The sequence below is a fragment of the Pseudomonas sp. MS15a(2019) genome (assembly GCF_013277805.1).
GTDB lineage: Bacteria > Pseudomonadota > Gammaproteobacteria > Pseudomonadales > Pseudomonadaceae > Chryseomonas > Chryseomonas benzopyrenica.
In genome coordinates, this window is sequence record NZ_VBTN01000007.1 from 152173 (window position 1) to 175462 (window position 23290).

Annotated in this window: 22 protein-coding genes; 14 read left to right on the plus strand and 8 right to left on the minus strand. The window is 66.2% G+C overall.

What is annotated here, in order from left to right:
• The first annotated feature begins 52 nt into the window (after positions 1-52).
• The 8 genes from FEZ61_RS11120 (at position 53) to FEZ61_RS11155 (ending at position 7411) form a co-directional block, all read left to right on the plus strand.
• The gene (locus FEZ61_RS11120; RefSeq protein WP_017639393.1) at positions 53-1129 is read left to right on the plus strand and encodes a sensor histidine kinase; all 1077 of its coding nucleotides are present in this window, start codon (positions 53-55) and stop codon (positions 1127-1129) included.
• 4 nt (positions 1130-1133) lie between these two features.
• On the plus strand, positions 1134-1880 hold the full coding sequence (locus FEZ61_RS11125; protein WP_017639394.1) for a LytTR family DNA-binding domain-containing protein: 747 nt from the start codon (positions 1134-1136) through the stop codon (positions 1878-1880).
• A 93-nt stretch (positions 1881-1973) separates the two neighbouring features.
• Positions 1974-2912 carry a hydroxymethylbilane synthase gene (gene hemC, locus FEZ61_RS11130; protein ID WP_017639395.1) on the plus strand — a complete coding sequence of 313 codons (939 nt, stop codon included), beginning with the start codon at positions 1974-1976 and terminating at the stop codon, positions 2910-2912.
• The gene (locus tag FEZ61_RS11135; protein ID WP_064307786.1) at positions 2909-3667 is read left to right on the plus strand and encodes a uroporphyrinogen-III synthase; all 759 of its coding nucleotides are present in this window, start codon (positions 2909-2911) and stop codon (positions 3665-3667) included. The genes hemC and FEZ61_RS11135 overlap by 4 nt, the downstream gene beginning before the upstream one ends.
• 17 nt (positions 3668-3684) lie before the next feature.
• Positions 3685-4851: a uroporphyrinogen-III C-methyltransferase gene (locus FEZ61_RS11140; protein ID WP_173148643.1), complete on the plus strand. Its 1167-nt coding sequence runs from the start codon at positions 3685-3687 to the stop codon at positions 4849-4851.
• A complete protein-coding gene (locus tag FEZ61_RS11145; protein WP_173148645.1) occupies positions 4848-6056 on the plus strand; it encodes a heme biosynthesis HemY N-terminal domain-containing protein in 1209 nt (402 codons plus the stop codon). The genes FEZ61_RS11140 and FEZ61_RS11145 overlap by 4 nt, the downstream gene beginning before the upstream one ends.
• Positions 6057-6144: 88 nt before the next feature.
• Complete coding sequence (locus FEZ61_RS11150; RefSeq protein ID WP_017639399.1) at positions 6145-6630, plus strand: disulfide bond formation protein B; 486 nt, start codon at positions 6145-6147, stop codon at positions 6628-6630.
• Positions 6631-6934: 304 nt separating this feature from the next.
• On the plus strand, positions 6935-7411 hold the full coding sequence (locus tag FEZ61_RS11155; protein ID WP_017639400.1) for an Rsd/AlgQ family anti-sigma factor: 477 nt from the start codon (positions 6935-6937) through the stop codon (positions 7409-7411).
• On the opposite strand, the gene FEZ61_RS11160 is transcribed toward FEZ61_RS11155, so the two are convergent.
• A complete protein-coding gene (locus FEZ61_RS11160) occupies positions 7408-7872 on the minus strand; it encodes a TIGR02444 family protein (protein WP_173148646.1) in 465 nt (154 codons plus the stop codon). The two genes, FEZ61_RS11155 and FEZ61_RS11160, sit on opposite strands and share 4 nt — an antisense overlap.
• A gap of 47 nt (positions 7873-7919) precedes the next feature.
• Between FEZ61_RS11160 and FEZ61_RS11165 the strand changes: the two genes are divergently transcribed.
• Genes FEZ61_RS11165 through FEZ61_RS11175 form a run of 3 tightly spaced genes read left to right on the plus strand, consistent with a single transcriptional unit; the run spans position 7920 to position 11051 of the window.
• Positions 7920-9833: an ATP-binding cassette domain-containing protein gene (locus tag FEZ61_RS11165; RefSeq protein WP_173148648.1), complete on the plus strand. Its 1914-nt coding sequence runs from the start codon at positions 7920-7922 to the stop codon at positions 9831-9833.
• Positions 9833-10411, plus strand: coding sequence for a mechanosensitive ion channel family protein (locus FEZ61_RS11170; RefSeq protein WP_064307790.1), 579 nt, complete (start codon positions 9833-9835; stop codon positions 10409-10411). The genes FEZ61_RS11165 and FEZ61_RS11170 overlap by 1 nt, the downstream gene beginning before the upstream one ends.
• A gap of 4 nt (positions 10412-10415) precedes the next feature.
• Positions 10416-11051, plus strand: coding sequence for a LysE family transporter (locus tag FEZ61_RS11175; protein ID WP_064307791.1), 636 nt, complete (start codon positions 10416-10418; stop codon positions 11049-11051).
• Between the two features lie 9 nt (positions 11052-11060).
• On the opposite strand, the gene FEZ61_RS11180 is transcribed toward FEZ61_RS11175, so the two are convergent.
• Positions 11061-11825, minus strand: coding sequence for an SDR family NAD(P)-dependent oxidoreductase (locus tag FEZ61_RS11180; protein ID WP_173148650.1), 765 nt, complete (start codon positions 11823-11825; stop codon positions 11061-11063).
• Between the two features lie 101 nt (positions 11826-11926).
• On the opposite strand from FEZ61_RS11180, the gene FEZ61_RS11185 reads away from it, so the two are divergent.
• Complete coding sequence (locus tag FEZ61_RS11185) at positions 11927-12388, plus strand: YaiI/YqxD family protein (RefSeq protein WP_064307793.1); 462 nt, start codon at positions 11927-11929, stop codon at positions 12386-12388.
• A 17-nt stretch (positions 12389-12405) separates the two neighbouring features.
• Here the strand turns inward: FEZ61_RS11185 and FEZ61_RS11190 are convergent, their stop codons facing one another.
• Positions 12406-14526, minus strand: coding sequence for an EAL domain-containing protein (locus FEZ61_RS11190; protein ID WP_173148652.1), 2121 nt, complete (start codon positions 14524-14526; stop codon positions 12406-12408).
• Positions 14527-14647: 121 nt separating this feature from the next.
• Positions 14648-15202 (minus strand): DedA family protein, encoded by a 555-nt coding sequence (locus FEZ61_RS11195; protein ID WP_017639408.1) that lies wholly within the window; start codon positions 15200-15202, stop codon positions 14648-14650.
• 263 nt (positions 15203-15465) lie between these two features.
• Between FEZ61_RS11195 and hemB the strand changes: the two genes are divergently transcribed.
• Positions 15466-16488 (plus strand): porphobilinogen synthase, encoded by a 1023-nt coding sequence (gene hemB / locus FEZ61_RS11200; protein ID WP_017639409.1) that lies wholly within the window; start codon positions 15466-15468, stop codon positions 16486-16488.
• Positions 16489-16497: 9 nt separating this feature from the next.
• Positions 16498-18717 (plus strand): polyphosphate kinase 1, encoded by a 2220-nt coding sequence (ppk1, locus tag FEZ61_RS11205; RefSeq protein ID WP_173148654.1) that lies wholly within the window; start codon positions 16498-16500, stop codon positions 18715-18717.
• A 929-nt stretch (positions 18718-19646) separates the two neighbouring features.
• On the opposite strand, the gene ppx is transcribed toward ppk1, so the two are convergent.
• From ppx to FEZ61_RS11225, 4 genes are all read right to left on the minus strand, one after another.
• Complete coding sequence (gene ppx, locus FEZ61_RS11210; RefSeq protein WP_026083659.1) at positions 19647-21146, minus strand: exopolyphosphatase; 1500 nt, start codon at positions 21144-21146, stop codon at positions 19647-19649.
• 111 nt (positions 21147-21257) lie between these two features.
• Entirely contained in the window at positions 21258-21989 is a 732-nt protein-coding gene (locus FEZ61_RS11215; protein ID WP_064307795.1) for an amino acid ABC transporter ATP-binding protein, read from the minus strand.
• Positions 21976-22626 (minus strand): amino acid ABC transporter permease, encoded by a 651-nt coding sequence (locus FEZ61_RS11220; RefSeq protein WP_173148739.1) that lies wholly within the window; start codon positions 22624-22626, stop codon positions 21976-21978. Before FEZ61_RS11220 ends, FEZ61_RS11215 begins: the two co-directional genes overlap by 14 nt.
• Positions 22623-23288, minus strand: coding sequence for an amino acid ABC transporter permease (locus tag FEZ61_RS11225; RefSeq protein WP_064307796.1), 666 nt, complete (start codon positions 23286-23288; stop codon positions 22623-22625). The genes FEZ61_RS11220 and FEZ61_RS11225 overlap by 4 nt, the downstream gene beginning before the upstream one ends.
• Positions 23289-23290: the final 2 nt, after the last annotated feature.

Below are 23290 nucleotides of genomic sequence, written 5' to 3' on the forward strand. Positions count from 1 at the left end.
GATTCAACGGAGCCGACTTGCCGACGAGTGGTATCTGACCCACACTGGCTCCATGATACTCGAACGCCGCAAAACCCCTCGGCCGGTCAAGGTCGACGACTTCTTCGTCCCGGCGCTCTGCGAACCGGAAGCCCTGCTCGTGCTGGTGGTGCTGGCCGAGCTGCTGGTGCTGGTCCTGGTCCTGGCGGAGCCCTTCACCCTGCAGTTCAACTGGATCCGGCTGGCGCTGGTGTCGCTGTTCGTGCAATGGATCGTGCTGCTGTCGGCGGCGCTGCTCTGTCGCCTGCGGCCCTGGCTCGCGCGGCATCGCCCGGTGGTGGCGGGCGGCTTCTGCTGCGCCATCGTGGTGGCCCTGACCCTGCTCTGCACCCTGGTGGCCGACTGGCTGCAACTGGCCGGTCCGCTGCAGCGGACCGGCGAGGTGCGGCTGTACATGCGCCATGCACTGATCGCCCTGATCATGTCCATGCTGCTGCTGCGCTACTTCTGGCTGCAGAGCCAGTGGCGCCGCCAGCAGCAGGCCGAACTGCACGCGCGTATCGAGTCCCTGCAGGCGCGCATCCGTCCGCACTTCCTGTTCAACAGCCTGAACAGCATCGCCAGTCTCATCGCTCTGGATGCGGACAAGGCCGAGCGCGCGGTGCTGGACCTCTCGGCCCTGTTCCGTGCCAGCCTGGCCCAGCCCGGCACCAAGGTGCGCTGGTCCCAGGAACTGGAGCTGTCGCGCCGCTACCTGGAGATCGAACGCCTGCGCCTGGGTGATCGCCTGCAACTGCAGTGGGACGTGGACGGAGTGCCGGCGGATCTGCCGATTCCCCAATTGACTCTGCAGCCGCTGCTGGAAAACGCCCTGATCTACGGCGTCGCGCCGCGTATCGAAGGCGGTTTGGTAACCATCTTCGCCACCTACCGAGAAGGGGTGTTCGAACTGGTGATCAGTAACCCCTACGATCCCGAGGTGGAGCAGCAGCCCCGCCCACCAAAGGGTACTCGTCAAGCTTTGAGCAATATCGAGGCGCGATTAACGGCACTTTTCGGACCAGCTGCGAGTCTCAAAATCGAACGCCGCGACCAGCGGCATACAACGTCTCTTCGCTATCCATGCGAGCGACTCATGCGGGAAGCCTGAGCTTATGAATGTCCTGATCGTCGATGACGAACCCTTGGCGCGCGAGCGTCTGGCCCGTCTGGTGGGGCAACTGGACGGTTATACCGCCCTGGAGCCAACAGCCACCAACGGTGAGGAAGCCCTCGCTTTGGTCGAAAACCTCAAGCCTGACATCGTCCTGCTCGACATCCGCATGCCGGGTCTGGACGGTTTGCAGGTGGCCGCGCGACTCTGCGAGCGCGAATCGCCGCCCGCGGTGATCTTTGTGACCGCTCACGATGAATACGCGCTCGACGCCTTCCAGGTGAGTGCCGTTGGCTATCTGGTCAAGCCGGTGCGCCAGGAAGACCTGGCTGCCGCCTTGGGCAAGGCCCAGCGTCCGAACCGGATGCAGCTCGCCGCCCTGACCAAGCCGCCGGCCAGCGGTGGTCCGGGGCCGCGCAGCCATATCAGCGCCCGGACCCGCAAGGGTATCGAGCTGATTCCGCTGGACGACGTGGTTTACTTCATCGCCGACCACAAATACGTGACCCTGAGACACTCGGGTGGCGAGGTCCTGCTGGACGAACCACTCAAGGCTCTGGAAGACGAATTCGGCGAGCGCTTCGTACGTATCCACCGCAATGCGCTGGTCTCCCGCGAGCGCATCGAGCGTCTGCAGCGCACCCCTCTGGGCCACTTCCAGCTGTTCCTCAAGGGCATGAACGGCGATGCCCTGACCGTCAGCCGCCGCCATGTGGCCGGTGTGCGCCGCCTGATGCACAGCATCTGACGTCGCTTCCGGGTCGATGACTGGCGCGTAGCGGGGGAGGGGCGCCGGTCGACCTGCTATCATGGCCGGCAATCTGACGTGCCGGTAATGCCCATGCTCCGCGAAATCCGTATCGCCACGCGCCAGAGTGCCCTGGCACTGTGGCAAGCCGACTATGTGAAAGCCCGCCTCGAAGCGGCGCATCCGGGATTGCGGGTGAGCCTGCTGCCCATGACCAGTCGCGGCGACAAGCTGCTCGACGCGCCGCTGGCCAAGATCGGCGGCAAGGGTCTGTTCGTCAAGGAGCTGGAAAACGCCCTGCTCGACGGCAGCGCCGACATCGCCGTGCATTCGATGAAGGACGTGCCCATGGAATTTCCCGCGGGCCTTGGGCTATACGCCATCTGCGAGCGGGAAGACCCGCGTGACGCCTTCGTCTCCAATCGCTATGCGCGACTCGCCGATCTGCCCCAGGGCAGCGTGGTGGGTACCTCCAGCCTGAGACGCCAGGCCCAGTTGCTGGCCCTGCGGCCAGACCTGGAAATCCGCTTCCTGCGCGGTAACGTCAATACCCGCCTGGCCAAGCTCGACGCCGGCGATTATGACGCCATCATCCTGGCCGCCGCCGGCCTGATCCGCCTGGGCTTCGCCGAGCGCATCCGCGAATCCCTGACCGTCGAAGACAGCCTGCCCGCAGGTGGCCAGGGTGCCGTGGGCATCGAATGCCGCACCGACGATGCCGAGGTCCATGCCTTGCTCGAACCCCTGCACCATTTCGACACCGAGCGCCGAGTCGCTGCGGAACGCGCCCTGAATCGTCGCCTCAACGGCGGCTGCCAGGTGCCCATCGCCTGCTATGCCGTGCAGGAAGGCGAGCTGCTCTGGTTGCGTGGGTTGGTCGGCCAGCCCGATGGCGGCCTGCTGCTGCGCGCCGAAGCCCGTGGTCCCGTCAACGATCCGGCTGGTCTCGGTGTAGCCGTGGCCGAAGACCTGCTGGCCCAGGGCGCCCAGGGCATTCTCGACGCCGTTTACGGGGCCTCCGGCGCATCATGAGCGCCTGGCGACTGCTGCTGACCCGGCCGGCGGAGGAGAATCCACCCCTGGCCACCGCCCTGGCCGCGGCGGACATCGCCAGTGCCAGTCTGCCGCTGCTGGAACTCCAGCCGCTGGCGGAAACCCCCGAGCAGCGCACCCTCTGGCTCGATCTGGACCGCTATGCCGCCGTGCTGGTGGTGAGCAAGCCGGCCGCTCGCCTGGGGCTCGCCGCCCTGGACCGCTACTGGCCGCAACCCCCGTTGCAGGCCTGGTTCGCCGTGGGCGCGGCCACTGCCGCCGTGCTCGAAGACTATGGACTGCAGGTGCATCATCCCCAGCGCGAAGACAGCGAAGGCCTGCTGGCGCTGCCGGCCTTGCAGGAAGCCCTGCAGCGCCCGGAACCCGAGGTGCTGCTCCTGCGCGGGGAGGGCGGCCGTGATCTGCTGGTCGAAACCCTCACCGCCCGCGGCGCGCGCGTCGAGGTACTCGAACTCTATCGCCGCCAATGCCCGGAGTACCCGGCAGGGCAGGTCCTAGAGACCCTGGCAGCGGAACGCCTGAATGCCATCATGGTCAGCAGTGGGCAGGGTTTCGCGCATCTGCAGGCCTGTGCGGGTGCGGACTGGCCCGCGGTGCGCCGTTATCCCCTGCTGGTACCCAGCGCTCGTGTGGCCGAACTGGCTCGCGCCAGCGGCTGCGAACTCATCATCGAGTGCCAGGGCGCCAGCGCCAGCGCCTTGATCACCGCGCTTGCCCATCACCATCCGGATTGACCCTACAAGGAATTCCCGTGAGCGAAACTCAAGCCCCCCGCGCCGACGACGTCTCTCCCGATCCAGTCGTGACTCCCGCCTCGCCGCCGCCGCCCCCCCCTCCGGCGGGTGCGCGCCGCAAGGGGTCGGGCAAGGCGTCCGGTCTGGCGCTGCTGGCCCTGCTGGTAGCCGCCGGTGGCCTGGGTGTCGGTGGCTGGAGCGTCTGGCAACTGCAGCAGGTGCGGCAGGCCGAGCAGGGCCAGGCCGCCCAGGCCGAAGATCTGCGCAGCCAGCTGCGCCAGCTGGAAATGCGCAACCAGGCCTTGAGTGCCGATCTGGGGCGTCTGCCTTCGGCCAACGAGCTGGAAGAGCGTCGCCGTCAGTTGGGCGCGCTGCAGGGCGATCAGCAGCACCTCGCCGAGCAGTTCAAGGAGGTGGTCGGCCAGAGTCGCCAGGCCTGGCGCCTGACCGAAGCCGAGCACCTGCTGCGCATGGCCACCCTGCGCATGACCGCACTGCAGGACGTGCCCAGCGCCCAGAATCTGCTGCAGGGCGTCGATGACATCCTCAAGGCGCAAAACGATCCGGCCGCCTTCAACGCGCGCCAGCAGGTGGCCAATGCCCAGCAGACCCTGCGTCAGTTGCCTGATCTGGATCGTACCGGGCAGTTCGTCCAGTTGGCCTCGCTGCGCAACCAGGTGCAGAGCCTGGAGCCCCTGCCGCCGCGCTTCTCCACCACGGTGGCCGACCAGCCCGGCGTGGAAAAGGCCGCGGTCCCGCCGAGCAACGCCCTGCAGCAATGGTGGCAGGATTTCCGCCAGCGCATCTCCAGCTATTTCCGCATCGACTTTTCCGCCGACCAGCCGATCCGTCCGCTGCTGGCCGAGGAGTCCCTGGCCCAGGTGCGCCTGGCCATGAGCCTGGCACTGGAGCAGGCGCAGTGGGCCGTGCTCAACGGCAATCAGGAGGTCTATCGACTCGCCATCGAGCAGGCCGAAGATGTCCTCGCCGCCCACTTCAACAATCAGAATCCCGACAGCCATGCGGTCAAGCTGCGCCTGCAGGAGCTGGCCGAGCGGCCGGTCACCTTCGAAGCGCCTGACCTGACGCCGGCCCTGACCGCGCTGCAGGCTTACATCGCGCAACGTCAGCAAATCCAGCCGAACAATGCCGCCGCCGGCGCGGCTCAGGAGAATCGCCCATGAAGCGCCTGTACCTGCTGTTCCTGTTCGCCCTGCTCGTCGGCCTGGGCGTTGCCGTGGTGCTGGCCAAGGAGCCGGGCTACGTGCTGCTGTCCTACAGCAACTTCCGCTACGAATCGAGTCTCTGGGCCTTTCTGGCCCTGCTGGTGGCGGTCTGGCTGGCGCTCTACATCCTTAAGCTGGTGCTGGGCGCCCTGGGCCTGACCGGCAAGGTGCTCAACCCCTGGTCGCGGCACAACCGCCAACGCCGTCTGGAGCAGGCGCGCCACAAGGGCCAGCTGGAACTGGCCGAAGGCAACTGGAGCGGTGCGCTCAAGCACCTGAAGGGCGCTGCCGAGCACGCCGACCAGCCGCTGTTCGTGCTGCTGGGCGCGGCCCGCGCCGCTAATGAACTCGGCGACCTGGAAGAGCGCGATCGCCTGCTGCGCCAGGCCCGTGAGCGTGAGCCCCAGGCCGACCTGGCCATCGGCCTGCAGCAGGCTCGGCTGCAAATCGATCGTGGCCAGTACCTGGAAGCCCGCGACAGCCTGGCGCCGTTGCAGGCCAAGTATCCGAAGAATGGCGAGGTGCTGCTGCAACTGCAGCGCCTGCAGGTAACCCTGCGCGACTGGCCGGCGTTGATCGCCCTGTTGCCGCAGCTGCGCAAGCAGCAGGTCTTGCGGCCCCAGGAGCAGGACGACCTGGAACGCAAGGTCTGGATCGCCACCCTCGACGAGGTCCCCGCCCAGGGCGCGGAATCGGCGCTGGATGCCCAGTGGCAGCAGGTACCGACGGCGCTCAAGGGTGATGCCTCGGTGGTGCTGGCCTATGCCCGTCAGCTGCGTGCCATCGGCCGCGACGATCTGGCCGAAGAGGTCTTGCACATCACCCTCAATCGCCAGTGGGACGAGCGTCTGGTCGAACTCTATGGCCAATTGCGTCCCCGTGACGCCAGCCGGCCGCTGCACCACGCCGAAGGCTGGCTCAAGGATCGGCCCCAGGATCCGGTGCTGCTGCTGGCCCTGGGGCGGCTGTGCATGAACAACCAGCTGTGGGGCAAGGCGCGGGAGTACCTGGAGCGCAGCCTGGCGCAGCGGCCGTCCGCCGTTACCGCCGGCGAACTGGCCCGGGTGGCCATCCAGCTTGGCGATGTGAACCGCAGCCAGCAGCTCCTGCAGAGTCAATGGCGCGAGTCGGATGCCACGTCGCTGCCGACCCCCAGGGTCTGACGGCGCGTCTCGTCTACCCGGGTCCTTGAAAGGTGCCCGGGCTTTCACTACCGTAACGTCCCAATTCCTTGCTGGAGACGGCGCGTCCGTGAATAGTCCCCGCTTCATCTTTCTGTTCATGGCCGCCACCTGTGCGGTGCTCATGGGTGTCGGTCTCTATCTTGAACACGTGGTCGGCCTCGAGCCCTGCCCGCTATGCGTCGTGCAGCGGATTTTCTTCATCCTGGTCGGGGTGGTGGCGCTGATCGCGGGCATCCAGGCGCCCGGCAAGCGTGGGCGGCGCATCTATGGCGTGGTCCTGCTGCTGCTGGCCGCGGCCGGCGCCGCCACCGCGGGTCGTCAGGTCTATCTGCAGACGGTACCGGCGGAAGAGCTGGCGGCTTGCCTGCCAAGCCTGGACTACATGATGCAGGCACTGCCCTTCCAGGAGATCATCCGCCTGGTGCTGCACGGCACCGCCGACTGCGCCGAGGTCAACTGGACGCTGTTCGGCCTGAGCATCCCGGAATGGAGCCTGCTGGCCTTCGTGGTGCTCATGGCCTTGAGCCTGATCAAGATCTTCCGCCGTCGCTAGTGTGGTGTTTCTGAAGTTCGCGCAAGAGTTGGCGAGTGATTTTTGTTCGGTTCGGCGCCCCGAATGGACTAGGCGCCGGGACGAGTCATAGCAGGGCTATGGCGAGGAGTGGCAACGACGTCCAAGGCGGTCCGCCGCTGCGGAGAAAAAGCGCCGCCAAAATTGTGGAGGTAACTTCTGAAACACCACACCAAGCCTTTCTCCGAGCAACGGCACTCGCCTGGCGGGACGATGTCGGTATAGTTCCTGATAACAGCCGGGTGCCTGCGCCCGGATCGTTTCGCCCGCATAGAGAGCTGCCGTCATGCTAGAAACCTGCCGCAATGCCCAGGAACGCTGGGGTGGGGTCCACCAGCTGATCGACCGCTGGCTGATTGCCCGCCGCGAGCTGGTGACCGCTTATGAAACCCTGGACATGGAGCCCCTGCTGGCACCGGTACGCGAGGTGAGCGAACTGGAGCGACTCTGCGACATGCTGGTCGACTACATGTCCACCGCGCATTTCGAGATCTACGAGCAACTGGTGGCCGAAGCCCGGGAATTCCAGGACGAGCGCGCCATCGAGTTCGCCGACAGCGTCTATCCGCGCCTGCAGGCCCTGACCGACGCCGCGCTGAACTTCAACGACAGATTCGAGCGCGGGGCCTATCGGGACCCGGGTCTGCTGACCATCGAACTCAAGCTGTTGGGTGAAACCCTGCGCGAGCGCTTCGAGCTGGAAGACTGCCTGATCGAGGTGCTGCACACCTCGCACCAGCAACCGCGGCTGGCGTCAGTCTAGACCCGGATCGCTCGTGCCGCCTCGGCCAGCAGGTCGAGGTCCGCTGGCACTGCCTCGCGCGGTGCCAGTGCATGCAGCCAGCCCCTTGAGTCCTGCGCATCGCGGCACGGCCAATGTCCGGCCAGTCGCGCCAGGCGGGCGAGCTGTTCACGCTCCGCGGCCAATTCCAATCCCTTGAGCTGTTCGCGCAGCGCCGCCAGGCGTTCGTCGGCGCCGGACGGCGCCTTCCAGGCCTGCCGCAACTGGCGCAGGGGGCGCACCACCGCGTCCTGCCAGTGCTGCGAGGCGCGCTGCAGCCGGGTCAGCCCCTCGGCATCCAGGGCGCAGGCGCGCCGATCCAGCCAGAGCGCCGTCAGCACCAGGCAGACATCGGCGCCAGCCTCCTGCAGACGCAAACAGGCGCCTTCCACGCCGGGCCGGGCGTATACTGCCAACGCGAATTCCCACAGGTCCTCTTGCATGTCCGCCTCCCCATTCGTGGGTGGTGGAGCTGCTACACTCCGCCGCCATGATCCGACTACAGAACCTTACTCTACAGCGTGGTCCCCAGCGTCTGCTCGAAAGCGCTGAGCTGACCCTGCATCCCGGCCAGAAAGCCGGTCTGATCGGTGCCAATGGCGCCGGCAAATCCAGTCTGTTCGCCCTCCTGCGTGGGCAGCTCGGGGCCGACGCCGGTGACTGCCACATCCCGGCGGCCTGGCGCATCGCCCACATGCGCCAGGAGGTGGATACCCTGGAGCGGCTGGCGGTGGACTATGTGCTGGACGGCGACATCGACCTGCGCCGCATTCAGCGCGAGCTGGCGGCGGCCGAAGCCGCCCAGGACGGCAACGCCCTCGGCCGGCTGCATGCCGACTTCGAGGCCGCCGACGGCTATACCGCCGATGCCCGGGCGCGCAAGCTGCTGGCCGGTCTGGGCTTCACCGCCGCACAGATGGAGCGCCAGGTCGGCGACTTCTCCGGGGGCTGGCGGATGCGCCTGAACCTGGCCCAGGCGCTGATGTGCCCCTCGGACCTCCTGCTGCTGGACGAACCCACCAACCACCTGGATCTGGACGCCATCCTCTGGTTGGAAGACTGGCTCAAGGGCTATCCCGGCACCCTGATCCTGATCTCCCACGACCGCGACTTCCTCGATGCCGTGGTCGATCATGTGGTGCACCTGGACCAGCAGAAACTGGTGCTCTATCGCGGCGGCTATTCCAGCTTCGAGCGCACCCGCGCCGAACGCCTGGCGCAGCAGCAGCAGGCCTACGACAAGCAGCAGGCCCAGCGCGCCCACATGGAGAAGTACATCGCCCGCTTCAAGGCCCAGGCCACCAAGGCCCGTCAGGCGCAGAGCCGGATCAAGGCCCTGGAGCGCCTGGAAGAGCTGGCGCCGGCCCATGTCGACTCGCCCTTCGAGTTCGTCTTCCGCGAGGCAGACAAGCTGTCCAGCCCGCTGCTCGATCTGGCCGAGGGTCGGCTCGGCTACGGCGAGACCACCATCCTGCATCCGGTCAAGCTGCAACTGACGCCGGGCGCACGGATCGGTCTGCTCGGCCCCAATGGCGCCGGCAAGTCGACCCTGATCAAGACCCTGGCCGCGGAACTCGAGCCCCTCGGCGGCCGGCTGCAGCGTGGTGAGAACCTGGCCATCGGCTATTTCGCCCAGCATCAGCTCGATTCGCTGGACGCCAAGGCCAGTCCGCTGCTGCACCTGCAGCGCATCGCCCCCGGCGAGCGCGAGCAGAGCCTGCGCGACTTTCTCGGCGGCTTCGATTTCCGCGGGCCGCGCTGCGACGAAGCGGTGCTGAATTTCTCCGGTGGCGAGAAGGCGCGCCTGGCCCTGGCGCTGATCGCCTGGCAGAAGCCCAACCTGCTGCTGCTGGACGAACCCACCAACCACCTGGACCTGGACATGCGCCTGGCCCTGACCCTGGCCCTGCAGGAATTCGCCGGGGCGGTGCTGGTGGTCTCCCACGACCGTCACCTGCTCAAGAGCACCACCGACGAATTCCTGCTGGTGGCCGATGGCAAGGTGCAGGCCTTCGACGGTGATCTGGACGACTACAGCCGCTGGCTGGTGGATTTCCGCGCCCGTCAGGAGCCAGGCCTCGCCGCCGGCGAGGGCGCCGCGGTCGACAAGACCGATCGCAAGGCCCAGCGCCAGGCCGCTGCCGCCCTGCGCCAGCAGCTGGCGCCGCTGAAGAAGACCGCCGACAAGCTGGAAGCCGAACTCGGCAAGCTGCAGGAAAAACTCGCCGCCCTGGACGCTCGGTTGGGTGACAGCGGCCTCTATGACGCGGCCCGCAAGGAGGAGCTGCGCCAGGCGCTGGCCGATCAGGCCGCCGCCAAGACCCGCGAGGCCGAACTGGAAGAGCAGTGGCTGGAGGCCCTGGAACGGCTGGAAAGCCTGCAAGCCGAACTCGAGGGGGCCTGATGATCGAGTGGCTGCACACCTGGCTACCGGGTTGGGGCGACTACCTGCTGGTGGCCGGCCAGGTCGCCCTGGTGCTGCTGATCGGCTACGTGCTGCAGCGCATCGTGGCCCGCACGGTCACCGGCCTGGGCGAGCGCTATCCGCTGCCGCCGCAGATCGTCCTGGGGCTGCGCGGGACCCTGCGCTGGTTGATCATGGGCAGCGCCATCCTTATGGCCCTGGAGCGCTTCGGGGTGTCCGCGGCGGTGCTCTGGACGGCCATCTCCGGTTTCGTCGCCGTGGCCGCGGTGGCCTTCTTCGCCATCTGGAGCGTGCTCTCCAACCTGTTCTGCGCAGTGCTGATCTTTACCGTCGGACCCTTCCGCCTGGGTGATCGCATCGAGGTGCTGGACTCCTCGGACAAGCCCGGCATCAAGGGCCGGGTGGTGGCCATCAACATGCTCTTCGTGACCTTGCAGGAACTGGACGACAACCAGGAGGGCGCCCTGGTGCAGATTCCCAACACCCAGTTCTTCCAGAAGTCGGTACGCCGCTGGCGCGATGCCGATGGCTCCTTCGATTTCCATCTCGACAGGTGAACCCATGAGTCTGCAGGTCTGGACCGGTTTCTTCATCGCCTGCTGGATGATCAGCCTCTCGCCAGGTGCAGGCGCCGTCGCCTCCATGAGCGCGGGCGTCAACCACGGTTTCCGGCGCGGCTACTGGACGGCGCTGGGCCTGCAGCTAGGGCTGGCCCTGCAGATCGCCGTGGTCGCCGTGGGCGTCGGCGCCTTGCTGGCGACCTCGCAGCTGGCCTTTACCCTGATCAAGTGGTTCGGCGTGGCCTATCTCGCCTACCTGGCCATCCGCCAATGGCGCGCCGCGCCGCTGGACCTGGGTGAGCAGGTGGTCGGCGAACGTCTGCCACCGCGGATCGGCGCCCTGGTCATGCGCGGCTTCCTGGTCAACGTGAGCAACCCCAAGGCGCTGATCTTCCTGCTCGCGGTATTGCCGCAATTCGTCGATCCCCACGCGCCCCTGGCTGCGCAGTATCTGCTCATCGGGGCGACCATGGTCACCGTCGACCTGATCGTCATGGCCGGCTACACCGGTCTGGCCGCCCGGGTGCTGACCCTGCTGCGCACGCCAAGACAGCAGCGCATCACCAACCGGGTATTCGCCAGCCTGTTCCTCGCCGCGGCCGCGTTGCTGTCCACGGTGCGCCGCGCCGCGGTGTGAAGCCAGGCGCTACCAGACTACCGGGTGCCCCTGCCAATCCCAGAAGCTGCCGGTCTCGGCCGGCGTTCGTGCGGCCAGCACCTCCAGCAGCCGTGCTGCCGCATAGGCTGGGGTGAACAGCCTGTCGGCCGGTACCCGGGCCTGGAAGGGGCGGGACAGCGCCGTGTCGGTGGTGCCAGGGTGCAGGGCCAGCACGCAACTCTGAGGGTTGAGCCGGGCGAGTTCGATGCTGGCGCAGCGCAGGCCCTGGTTGAGTGCGGCCTTGGCCATCCGATAGCCGTACCAGCCGCCCAGCTGATTGTCGCCGATGGAGCCGACCCGCGCCGAGAGCGCGGCGATCTGACAGGGGTGCTGGCCCTTGAGCAGCGGCGTCAGCTGGCGGATCAGCAGCAGCGGCAGCACGGCATTGGCCAGATAGCTTTCCAGCAGTCCGGCCTGGTCCACCTGCGCCAGGCTCTTCTCGGCGCGCGCCCGCTCGCCCTGCAGCAGCCCAGAGGCGCACAGCAGCAGATCCAGGCGTGGCGTCTCGGCCGCCAGCCGGGCCGCCACGTCGGTTGCGGCCAACGGATCGAGGTCGAGTCGGCACAGCCGCGGGCCATGTCGCCGTGCCAGTGCGGCCAGGGCCTCATGCGTCTCGGCGTGGCGCGCGCAGGCCCAGACCCGCGCGACGTCGTCGCGGGCCAGCAGCTGCTCGCACAGGGCCAGGCCAAGGCCGCCGGTGGCGCCATACACCAGGACCTGGGCGGGCTGCTCCAGGCGTTGCCAGAAGGTCATGGGAGACTCCAGTCCGATCGCTATCCCTGTCGGACCGCACCGCCACGCTGGGGTGCGTCGCCGCGGCGCGGTATCCTGGGCTTTTGCCGGAGAAATGCCTCGTGATCCTGTGGATCGATGCCGATGCCTGTCCACGCGCCGCCAAGGAGCTGGTCTGCAAATTCGCCCTCAAGCGCAAGCTGGAGGTGGTGCTGGTGGCCGGTCAGCCGCAGATCAAGCCGCCGTTCGCCTGCGTACGCCTGGTGGTGGTCCCCAGCGGACCGGATGCCGCCGACGACCACCTGGTCGAGCAGGCGCAGCCGGGTGACCTGGTGATCTGCAGCGACATCCCCCTGGCCGACCGGCTGGTGAAGAAGGGCGTGGTCGCCCTTGATCCGCGTGGCCAGGAATTCGATGAGCGCAACATGGGCCAGCGCCTGGCCATGCGCAACCTGATGACCGATCTACGCGACCAAGGGCAGATGGGTGGGGGCCAGGCCGGCTATGGTGAGCGTGATCGCCAGGCCTTCGCCAATGCCCTGGATCGGCTGATCACCCGCCTCCAGCGCAGCGCCGCGGGCTAGCTGCGATCTGCAGCCGGCTAGGCCGGCACGGACGCGATGGCGGATTGCTGCAGCCAGGTGCGCAAGTGCGGCAACGGCATGGGTCGCCCGAACAGGTAGCCCTGCATGAAGTTGCAGTCATTGGCCTGCAGGAACTGGCGTTGCTCGGCGGTTTCCACCCCTTCGGCGACGACATTGAGGCCCAGCTTGTGGGCCATGGCGATGATCGCCGCGGCGATGGCCATGTCGTTGCTCTGCTTGGGAATGGTGCGGACGAAGGCGCGATCCACCTTGAGCGAGTCCACGGGCAGCCGGCTCAGGTAGGCCAGGGACGAATAGCCGCTGCCGAAATCGTCGATGGACACCCGCACGCCCAGGGTACGGATTTCGTTGAGCACCTCGACGGCGACGTTGAGGCTGTGCATCAGCGCATTCTCGGTCACCTCGAGGATCAGTGCCGACGCCGGCAGATCCTCGGCCTGCAGCGTCCGGGCAATGGCTTGGGGCAGCAGCCGATCGCTCAGATTCAGCGCCGAGCAATTTACCGATACCCGTAGGGCCGCATGGCCTTCGCGATGCAGCTGGGCCAAATCGGCGCAGGCCTGGCGCATGACCCAGCCATCCAGGTCGGCGATCAAGCCGGTCTCCTCGGCGACGCGGACGAAGCGTTCGGGACTCAGCGGACCCAACACCGGATGCTGCCAGCGGACCAGGGCCTCCAGGGCCACTGGGGCACCGGCGGGATCGACGATGGGCTGATAGGCCACATGCAGGCCGCCCTGGCTCAGGGCATGGCGCAGGTCCATCTCCAGGCTGAGCAGGTCGTCGGCATCGCGCTGGAGTTCGGTGGTGAATCTCTGGCTGCGATTGCGCCCGCTGCGCTTGCAATGGCCGACCGCAAGGCCCGCACTGCGCAGCAACTGGCCGGCATTGGCACCGTCCTGGGGATAGTGGGCGATACCCAGGCTGAAGGTCATGGCGATACGCTGTCCGGCCAGCTCGAAGGGCGGTCGCAACTGCTCCAGCAGGCGCATGGCCAAGGGCTGGCTATCGCCGCGCTGGCCGAGGGGCAGCAGCAGGCTGAATTCGTCACCGGCATAGCGGGCCAGTGGCAGATCGTTATCGAGGACCGCGCGGATCCGTTGCGCCATCTGGATCAGCAGTTCATCGCCCAGGGCATGGCCGAGGCTGTCGTTGATACGCTTGAAGTGGTCGATGTCCAGCATCAGCAGGGCGAACTGCTCACCGGTGCGGGCCTGGCCGATGGCCCGGTCGACGGTCTGGATGAAGCTGCCGCCGTTGAGCAGGTGGGTGAGGGGATCGTGCAGGGTGATCTGGTCGAGGGTGGTCGAGACCCGCTCCAGCCGCAGGCGCTGGGCATGGAAGCGTTCGCCGGCCCAGGCCGCGAGCAGGCCGACCATGATGATGAACAGGGTGCCGAGGGCGATGCCCGTGCCCAGCTCCAGGTGCTGATTCACTTCCGCCAGGCCGTCGGGTTCGAAGCCGATGGGTACGGCCAGGGTCAGGGCGGCCATGCCGGTGAAGTGCATGGAGACGATGGCGAAGCCCAGGACCAGGCTGCCCAGCAGGCGCAGCCAGAAGGTCCTGATACCGGTCCTGCCACGCAGGCGGAAGGCCAGCAGCAGGGCGCCCAGGGAGGCGAGGCTGGCGATCATCACCGAGACCACCACCAGCAGCGGATCATAGAGCTGCACGGCGACCGATTGCATGGCCAGCATGCCGGTGTAGTGCATGGTCGCGATGCCCAGGCCGGCAGCCAGGGCGGCGAGCAGGTATTGAGGTGCGGTGAGGGATTCACGCCCGATCAGATGCATGACCGTGTAGGACACGGCGATGGCGATCAGCAATGAGGCCAGGGTCTGCCACGGCGCGTAGTGCACATGGATGCCGATCTTGAACGACAGCATGGCGAGGAAGTGCATCGACCAGATGCCGCCGCCCAGGGCGATGGCGCCGATCAGCTTGGCCAGCTCGCTGCCGCGACGGGAGCGGCTATTGGTGACCCAGTCGGCCATGGCCAGGGCGGTATAGCCGGCGGCGCTGGCGATCAGGTACGACAGGACCACGAGTACGCTTTCGTACTCGTTGGCAGCCAGGATCTGATGGCCGGGGGGAAGCAAGGTGGAGAAGTTCAGCATGCTCGATCGCCAGCTTGCCGCACGGGGCATTGAAAGAGGTTGATGCTCAGGGCATCGGCAGCGCTGACCGAGCCTTTAATCCGGTTTCGATAGACGTACCGAGTAAAGAGCTGGCTGGCAATCAGGTCTTGGGCGTACGGCTGCGTCGCCACAGCCAGAGCAGCAGCCCGATGACTACCAGACCGCCCAGCACCATCAGTTCATAGCGCTTGAGATTGCCCAGCACGCCTTCGAGGACGGCACCGAAGTGGTAGGCGGCATAGCCTAGCACCGTGGCCCAGACGATGGCGCCGATGCCATTGAGGATCAGGTAGCGCGCCGGGGGATAACCCGACAGGCCGATCGCCACCGGCATCACCGTGCGCAGGCCATAGACGAAGCGAAAGCTGAGCACCCAGAGATCCGGGTGGCGCCGGATATGCGCCAGGGCCTTCTCGCCAGCGGCTTCCCATTTGGGTTTACGCGCCAGCAGTTTGCGCCCGTGGCGGCGGCCGAGGAAATACCAGAGCTGATCGCCGGCGTAGCTGCCGCAGAAGGCGACCAGGATGACCGTCTGGATGTTCATGTAGTCGCGAAAGGCAAGAAAGCCGGCCAGCACCAGAATGGTTTCGCCCTCGAAAAAAGTACCGAGAAAAAGGGCGAAATAGCCGAAATCGTGGAGGAATTGCTGGAGCATTCGGCGCTACACGAGGTGGATAAGGATGGCGCAGCCTACCCCGGTTGGAGTCTGGAAAGAAAGTGTGACGAACTTCCGTCCGCCGGGTGCCAGACGGTCAGTCCGCGATTTCCATGCGACTCTGTGTCACGCCGGGTCCAGCCGGCGTCTGCCTTGGATAGCACCTATAGGCACACCATATTGTCATCCGTTGTTACCAATCGGTCATGATTGTGGCCTATAACCCCTCACACTGACCCGTGATCCGGGTCCGGGAGTCGATCGTGAGTTTTACCCCCATCAACCGTAGCTATCCTGCCACTCGCATGCGTCGTCAGCGCCGTGACGAGTTTTCCCGTCGCCTGATGCGCGAGCATGTGCTGACGGTGGATGACCTGATCCTGCCGGTCTTCGTGCTCGACGGTGAAGGCCGCCGCGAGGCGATCCCCTCGATGCCTGGCGTCGAGCGGCTGTCCATCGACCTGCTGCTGGAAGAGGCCGCCGAGCTGGTGGCGCTGGGGATTCCCGCGGTCGCGCTGTTCCCGGTCACGCCCACCGAGCGCAAGTCGCTGGACGGCGCCGAGGCCTACAACCCCGACGGTATCGCCCAGCGCGCCACCCGTGCCCTGCGCGAGCATTTCCCGGAACTGGGGGTGATCACCGACGTGGCCCTGGATCCCTTCACCACCCACGGCCAGGACGGCATCCTTGACGAGCGCGGCTACGTGCTCAACGACATCTCGGTCGAGGTGCTGGTCAAGCAGGCGCTGTCCCATGCCGCTGCCGGGGCCCAGGTGATCGCGCCCTCAGACATGATGGACGGTCGCATCGGCGCCATCCGTGCCGCCCTGGAAGACGCCGGTTATCACAACGTGCAGATCATGGCCTACTCGGCCAAGTACGCCAGTGCCTACTATGGGCCGTTCCGCGACGCCGTTGGCTCGGCCGCCAATCTGGGTAAGGGCAACAAGGCCACCTACCAGATGGATCCGGGCAACAGTGACGAGGCGCTGCACGAGATCGCCGGCGATCTGGCCGAGGGTGCCGACTCGGTGATGGTCAAGCCGGGCATGCCCTATCTGGACATCGTCCGCCGGGTCCGCGAGGAATTCCGCGTGCCGACCTTCGTGTACCAGGTGAGCGGCGAGTACGCCATGCACATGGCCGCGATCCAGAACGGCTGGCTGTCCGACGCCGTCATCCTCGAGTCGCTCTTGGCCTTCAAGCGTGCCGGGGCCAACGGCATCCTCACCTATTTCGCCAAGCGCGCCGCCCAACAACTTTGCCAGGGGCCTTCGCGTTCCTAAGGAGCTTCAATGAGTAGCCAGGATTTCGTCGAAACCGATCTGCAACAGTCCGTCGCCGCCGAGTCTCCAGAATCCACGGAAGAGACGCTGGCGCTGGACGCCGAGGTGCCGGCCCCCGCCGAATTGCCGGCCGTGCCTAGCGTGCCGGCGGCCAATGTGGATGACAGCAGCCTCTACATCCATCGCGAGTTGTCGCAGCTGCAGTTCAACATCCGGGTGCTGGAGCAGGCCCTCGACGAATCCTATCCGCTGCTCGAACGGCTCAAGTACCTGCTGATCTTTTCCAGCAACCTGGACGAGTTCTTCGAGATCCGCGTGGCGGGCCTGAAGAAGCAGATCACCTTCGCCCGTGAGCAGGCCGGCGCCGACGGCCTGCTGCCGCACCAGGCGCTGGCGCGCATCAGCGACATCGTCCACGGCCAGGTGGAGCGGCAGTACGCCATCCTCAATGACGTGCTGCTGCCGGCCCTGGCCGAGCAGCAGATCCGCTTCATCCGTCGGCGTTACTGGGACGTCAAGATCAAGGCCTGGGTGCGCAAGTTCTTCCGCGACGAGATCGCGCCCATCATCACCCCCATCGGCCTGGATCCGACCCACCCCTTCCCGCTGCTGGTGAACAAGAGCCTCAACTTCATCGTCGAGCTGGAGGGCATGGACGCCTTCGGCCGCGACTCGGGCCTGGCCATCATCCCGGCGCCGCGCCTGCTGCCGCGGATCATCCGGGTGCCGGAGGAAGTCGCCGGTCCCGGGGACAACTACGTCTTCCTGTCCTCGATGATCCACGCCCATGCCGACGATCTGTTCCCCGGCATGAAGGTCAAGGGCTGCTTCCAGTTCCGTCTGACCCGTAACGCCGATCTCTCGGTGGACACCGAGGATGTCGAAGACCTGGCCCGCGCCCTGCGCGGCGAGCTGTTCTCTCGGCGCTATGGCGATGCGGTACGGCTCGAGGTGGTGGACATCTGCCCGAAACACCTCACCGACTACCTGCTCAAGCAGTTCGGCCTGGGCGAAAACGAGCTGTACAAGGTCAACGGCCCGGTCAACCTGACCCGGCTGTTTTCCATCACCGGCCTGGACAGCCACCCGGAGCTGCAGAACGCCCCCTTCACCCCGACCATTCCCAAGCTGCTGCAGAAGAAGGACAACCTCTTCAACGTGCTGGGCAAGCTCGATGTGCTGCTGCTGCACCCCTTCGAGTCCTTTACCCCGGTGATCGACCTGATGCGCCAGGCGGCCAAGGACCCCAACGTCCTGGCGATCAAGCAGACGCTCTACCGCAGCGGCGCCAACTCCGAGATCGTCGATGCCCTGGTGGACGCGGCGCGTAGCGGCAAGGAGGTGACCGCGGTCATCGAATTGCGCGCGCGTTTCGACGAGGAGTCCAACCTGCAGCTGGCCAGCCGCCTGCAGCAGGCCGGCGCCGTGGTCATCTATGGCGTGGTGGGCTTCAAGACCCACGCCAAGATGATGCTGATCCTGCGCCGCGAGAACGGCGAGCTGCGCCGCTATGCCCACCTGGGCACCGGCAACTACCACGCCGGCAACGCCAAGCTGTACACCGACTACAGCCTGCTGACCGCCGACGTGGCCCTCACCGAGGACGTGCACAAGCTGTTCAACCAGCTGATCGGCATGGGCAAGACCCTGCGCATGAAGAAGCTGTTGCACGCGCCCTTCACCCTGAAGAAGAACCTGCTGGAGATGATCAACCGCGAAGCGGTGGCGGCCAGCGAGGGGCGCCCGGCGCAGATCATGGCCAAGGTCAACGGCCTCACCGATCCCAAGGTCATCCGCGCCCTCTACAAGGCCAGCCAGGCCGGGGTGAAGATCGACCTGGTGGTGCGCGGCATGTGCTGCCTGCGTCCGGGCGTACCGGGCGTGTCCCACAACATCCAGGTGCGCTCCATCATCGGCCGCTTCCTGGAGCACAGTCGCATCTACTACTTCCTCAACGGCGGCGACGAGAAGCTCTATCTCTCCAGCGCCGACTGGATGGAGCGCAACCTCGACATGCGCGTCGAGACCTGCTTCCCGGTGGAAGGCAAGAAGCTCATCAGCCGGGTCAAGAAGGAGCTGGAAGGCTACCTCACCGACAACACCCAGGCCTGGGTGTTGCAGGAAGACGGCAGCTACATCCGGCAATCGCCGACCGGCAACCAGAACGCCCGTAGCGTGCAGGCGACGCTGCTGGAGCGGCTGGCCAGTCCGGTGGTGAATACCCGCTGAGGGAGTTTCGGGCCCATGCCGCCATGGGCCCTGGCCGTTCCGTAGGTTGGGCTGAGCGCCAGCGAAGCCCAACGTTGCGGTACTTCAGCTCGGCTTTATTGGTGCCATAGCTGCTTATCGAACTCTGCAGATTGCTCTTATTTCGCCCACCCGGGCGAGTCACTTTTGCCAGTCGCAGCTGCGCGCCCCGGACAAAAGTAACCAAAAACGCTTGCCCCGGACATCCGGCCCTCCGCTGCGCCTCGGGTGACTCGCGTTGCTCGCCCTTCGGGCCAGCCTGCGGCTGTTACTTCGCTACGCTACGTTTCGCTCACCCCAGCGCCGTTCCGGGGTCGGCCTACACAGGCCGTCCATGGCCCGTTAGGCCTCTCGCCGCATCCATGCGGCTCGACCCACTCCACGACGCTAGGGTTCGTCCTCCTGAACGGGGCGATTTCGCCAGCCTGAAAGTTTTGGTTGAAAAACCAGAGCCGACTAGTAGCGTGGACAACAGCCAAGTCTTGTCCACTGATGACGTCGGTATTCACCTGTGGAAAACGCTGCGCGGTTTTCCACGCTACGAATCCGCTCTAGTTCTCTCTGTAAACACTGTGGCCTCCGGCTGGCGCCCCGTCCCCGTCAGTGAGGCCGAGTTCCGGTGTCGTGGCGGGGGTTGCGAGGCAGGACGCCGAGCAAGGCGCGAGGGGCAGGAGGCCCCTTCGTGCCGTGCCCCCGCCACGGCGCCGGGACGAGGAGACCCGGAGCGCAGCGTAGGGCCGAACTGTTGGGGTGTGCTTTCTTTTGCTTACTTTTCTTTGCACAAGCAAAGAAAAGTAAGTCGCCGGCCAGGCGAAACAAGAGCCATCAACAAAACACGATAATCAGTTAGGGCGGTGAAAAGCCAACAGTTGGGCTTCGCTGGCGCTCAGCCCAACCTAAGAAAAATCCCCTCAGCGCACGCTCAACCGATACCCCACCCGCTCCAGCCACTGGGCTTCCAGTTCGAAGTCGGCTTGGGTCAGGGGATTTTCCTCCAGCCAGCCGTCGGGGAACTGCACGTCCAGGCTGCGCTCGCCGGCGCTGAGCTGGACGTCCGGGATGCTCTTGTGGCGGATGTGGTGGAAGAGGATGGCGAAGCGCAGCAGCAGGGTCAGGCGCAGCAGCGGCTCGCCTTCCGGGCCGAGCTCCTGCAGGCGCTCCAAGGGGATGTTGCGGCGATGGCCGCGTACCAGCAGAGCCAGGGCCTGTTGATCGCGGCGGGAGAAGCCGGGCAGGTCCGAGTGCTCGATCAGGTAGGCACCGTGCTTGTGGTACTGGTAGTGGGCGATGTCCAGCCCCACGCCATGCAGGCGCGCCGCCCAGCGCAGCAGTTCGGCATGGTTCTCGTCGGTCAGGGCCCAGGCCTCGGCGACCTGTGCCAGGGACTTCAGGGCGCGCTTTTCCACCCGCTCAGCATGGCGCTGATCGACGTGGTAGCGCTCGGCCAGGCCCTTGAGGGTGCGTTCGCGCACGTCCTCATGGCTGTGCCGGCCGATCATGTCGTAAAGGACCCCTTCGCGCAGGGCGCCTTCGGAGAGGTGCATCTCCTGCAGTTCCAGGGCCTTGAACAGGGCTTCGAGGATGGCCAGGCCGCCGGGCAGGATGGCGCGCCGATCCGGCTTCACGCCGTCGATGTTGAGCAGGTTGATGTCGCCCTGCTTGAGCAGCTTGCGCTTGAGCCACTCGATGCCGTCCGGGGTGATCTCGCCAGTGCCGCGACCGGCGGCCTGGATCGCCAGAGCCACGGCGCGAATGGTGCCGGAGGCGCCAAGGGCCTGGTGCCAGCCCATCTCGCGCAGACCCTGGTCGATGTTCATCAATTCCAGACGCGCGGCGGTATAGGCACGGGCGTACTGGGCGGCGGTGATCTTGCCGTCGGCGAAGAAACGCTTGGTGAAGCTGACGCAGCCCATCTGCAGACTCTCGCGCTGCAGGGTTTCGAAGCGCTGGCCGATGATGAATTCGGTGCTGCCGCCGCCGATATCGGTGACCAGGCGACGCCCGGGCACATCGGGCATGGAGTGGGACACGCCCAGATAGATGAGACGCGCCTCTTCGCGACCGGAGATGACCTCGACCGCATGGCCGAGCACGGCTTCAGCGCGCTGGATGAATTCGGCGCGATTGCGTGCCTCGCGCAAGGCGTTGGTGCCCACCACCCGCACGGCGCCGCGCGGCATGCCGGCGATCAGCTGGGCGAAGCGGCGCAGGCAGTCCAGGCCACGCTGGATGGCCTCTTCGCTGAGCAGGCGCGAGTCGTCCAGGCCGGCGGCCAGCTGGATCTTTTCGCCCAGCCGCTCAAGGATGCGGATCTCCCCGTGGAAATTGCGTGCCCGGACGATATGAAAGCTGTTCGAGCCCAGGTCGATGGCGGCGATCAGTTCGTGGGGTTCGGCTGGCGAAGGCTGCATCTGGAGGCTCTCGGCGATAAACCGCGCCATCGTGCCAGCTAGCCGGTGACGGCTTCAAGCGCACAGCGGTGACGGTTGCGCAAAGTGGCAGAAAAAATGGGGTTTTTCGGCTCAGGAGGCCACTTGACCGATGAATTGGGCCAGTTCCGGGGTCTGCGGCTGGGCGAACAACGCCTGGGGATGGCCGCTTTCATGCACCTTGCCCTGATGCATGAACACCAGCTTGTCGCCCACCTCGCGGGCGAATCTCATCTCGTGGGTGACCATGATCAAGGTCATGCCTTCGCTGGCCAGTTGCTTGACCACCGCCAGCACCTCGTTGACCAGCTCAGGGTCCAGTGCCGAGGTGATCTCGTCGCACAGCAGCACCTTGGGCGACATGGCCAGGGCGCGGGCGATGGCCACCCGCTGCTGCTGGCCGCCGGACAGCCGATCCGGATAGCTGTCGAATTTTTCCGCCAGGCCGACCCGGTCGAGCATCTGTTGGGCCAGGGCGCGGGCCTCGTCCTTGCTCGTCTTCTTGACCACCTGGGGCGCCAGCATCACGTTCTCGCCCACCGTGAGATGCGGGAAGAGGTTGAACTGCTGGAAGACCATGCCGACCTTTTGCCGCAGGGAACGCAGATTGACCCGCGCGGCGTCCAGGTACTCGCCATCCACCTCGATGACGCCGTCGTTGATCGACTCCAGACCGTTCAGGGTGCGCAGCAGGGTGCTCTTGCCCGAGCCGCTCTTGCCGATGATGGCCACCACCTGGCCTTCCTCGACGGTCAGGTCGATGCCCTTGAGCACATGGTGATTGCCATAGTGTTTGTGCAGGGCGGTCACTCTAAGCAGCGGCATGCAGTCTCCTTTCCAGCCAGCGCGCGGCCAGCGACAGGGGGTAGCAGAGGAGGAAGTAGCCCAGGGCGGCGAGGCCGTAGACGGTGAAGGGCTGGTAGGTGGCATTGGCGAGCATGCCGCCGATCTTGGTCAGCTCGGTGAAGCCGATGATGGAGGTCACCGCGGTGCCCTTGACCACCTGTACCGAGAAGCCCACGGTGGGCGCCACGGCGATGCGCAGGGCCTGCGGCAGGATGACGTGGCGCAACTGCTCGAAGCGGGTCAGGGCCAGGCTTTCCGAGGCTTCCCACTGGCCATGGGGAATGGCCTCGACGCAGCCGCGCCAGATCTCGGCGAGGTAGGCGCTGGTGAACAGGGTCAGGGCCACCCCGGCGGCCAGCCAGGCGGGAATCTCCAGCCCCAGCAGCGAGACGCCGAAGAACACCAGGAACAGCTGCATCAATAGTGGCGTGCCCTGGAACAGCTCGATGTGCAGGCGCGCCAGCGTGCGTGGCGTCCGCAGCGGCGACAGTCGTGCCCAGAGCACCAGCAGGCCGGCCAGACCGCCGCCGGCAAAGGCCGCCAGCGAGAGGACAAAGGTCCAGTACAGCCCGGTGCCCAGGTTGCGGACGATGTCCCAGAGGGTGAAGTCCATCAGCGGCCTCCCTGGATGAAGCGCCGACCGATCCAGTGCAGCAGCTGGCGTACGCCGATGGCCATGACTAGATAGAGCAGGGTGGTCAGCAGATAGGTTTCGAAGGCGCGGAAGTTGCGCGACTGGATGAAGTTGGCGGCAAAGGTCAGCTCCTCGGTGGAGATCTGCGAGCAGACCGCCGAACCCAGCATCACGATCACCACCTGGCTCGACAGCGCCGGCCAGACCTTGGCCAGGGCGGGCCTGAGGATCACGTGGCGAAAGGTCTCGGCGCGGGTCATGGCCAGGGCCGCGGCGGCTTCCAGCTGGCCCTTGGGTACCGCCTGGATGCCGGCACGGATGATCTCCGTGGAATAGGCGCCCAGATTGATCACCATGGCCAGTACCGCCGCCTGCCATTCGCTGATGTGCACCCCCAGCGAGGGCAGGCCGAAAAAGATGAAGAACAGCTGGATCAGAAAGGGCGTGTTGCGGATCAGCTCGACATAGACGCCGAACACCCGGTCGAAGGGCTTGAGCTGCCAGGCGCGGCAGACCGCGCCCAGGATGCCCAGGGCGATGCCCAGCGCCGCGCCGATGGCGGTCAGCTCCAGGGTGAAGAGGGCGCCCTTGAGCAGCAGGTCACCCTGCTGCAGGACCGGCTGGAAGTCGAACTGATAGGCCATGC

Coding starts and splice junctions, on each gene's coding strand:
- FEZ61_RS11120 (WP_017639393.1), top strand. CDS start 53: ATGATACTCGAACGCCGCAAAACCCCTCGGCCGGTCAAGGTCGACGAC.
- FEZ61_RS11125 (WP_017639394.1), top strand. CDS start 1,134: ATGAATGTCCTGATCGTCGATGACGAACCCTTGGCGCGCGAGCGTCTG.
- hemC (WP_017639395.1), top strand. CDS start 1,974: ATGCTCCGCGAAATCCGTATCGCCACGCGCCAGAGTGCCCTGGCACTG.
- FEZ61_RS11135 (WP_064307786.1), top strand. CDS start 2,909: ATGAGCGCCTGGCGACTGCTGCTGACCCGGCCGGCGGAGGAGAATCCA.
- FEZ61_RS11145 (WP_173148645.1), top strand. CDS start 4,848: ATGAAGCGCCTGTACCTGCTGTTCCTGTTCGCCCTGCTCGTCGGCCTG.
- FEZ61_RS11155 (WP_017639400.1), top strand. CDS start 6,935: ATGCTAGAAACCTGCCGCAATGCCCAGGAACGCTGGGGTGGGGTCCAC.
- FEZ61_RS11160 (WP_173148646.1), bottom strand. CDS start 7,872: ATGCAAGAGGACCTGTGGGAATTCGCGTTGGCAGTATACGCCCGGCCC.
- FEZ61_RS11165 (WP_173148648.1), top strand. CDS start 7,920: ATGATCCGACTACAGAACCTTACTCTACAGCGTGGTCCCCAGCGTCTG.
- FEZ61_RS11170 (WP_064307790.1), top strand. CDS start 9,833: ATGATCGAGTGGCTGCACACCTGGCTACCGGGTTGGGGCGACTACCTG.
- FEZ61_RS11175 (WP_064307791.1), top strand. CDS start 10,416: ATGAGTCTGCAGGTCTGGACCGGTTTCTTCATCGCCTGCTGGATGATC.
- FEZ61_RS11180 (WP_173148650.1), bottom strand. CDS start 11,825: ATGACCTTCTGGCAACGCCTGGAGCAGCCCGCCCAGGTCCTGGTGTAT.
- FEZ61_RS11190 (WP_173148652.1), bottom strand. CDS start 14,526: ATGCTGAACTTCTCCACCTTGCTTCCCCCCGGCCATCAGATCCTGGCT.
- FEZ61_RS11195 (WP_017639408.1), bottom strand. CDS start 15,202: ATGCTCCAGCAATTCCTCCACGATTTCGGCTATTTCGCCCTTTTTCTC.
- ppk1 (WP_173148654.1), top strand. CDS start 16,498: ATGAGTAGCCAGGATTTCGTCGAAACCGATCTGCAACAGTCCGTCGCC.
- ppx (WP_026083659.1), bottom strand. CDS start 21,146: ATGCAGCCTTCGCCAGCCGAACCCCACGAACTGATCGCCGCCATCGAC.
- FEZ61_RS11215 (WP_064307795.1), bottom strand. CDS start 21,989: ATGCCGCTGCTTAGAGTGACCGCCCTGCACAAACACTATGGCAATCAC.
- FEZ61_RS11225 (WP_064307796.1), bottom strand. CDS start 23,288: ATGGCCTATCAGTTCGACTTCCAGCCGGTCCTGCAGCAGGGTGACCTG.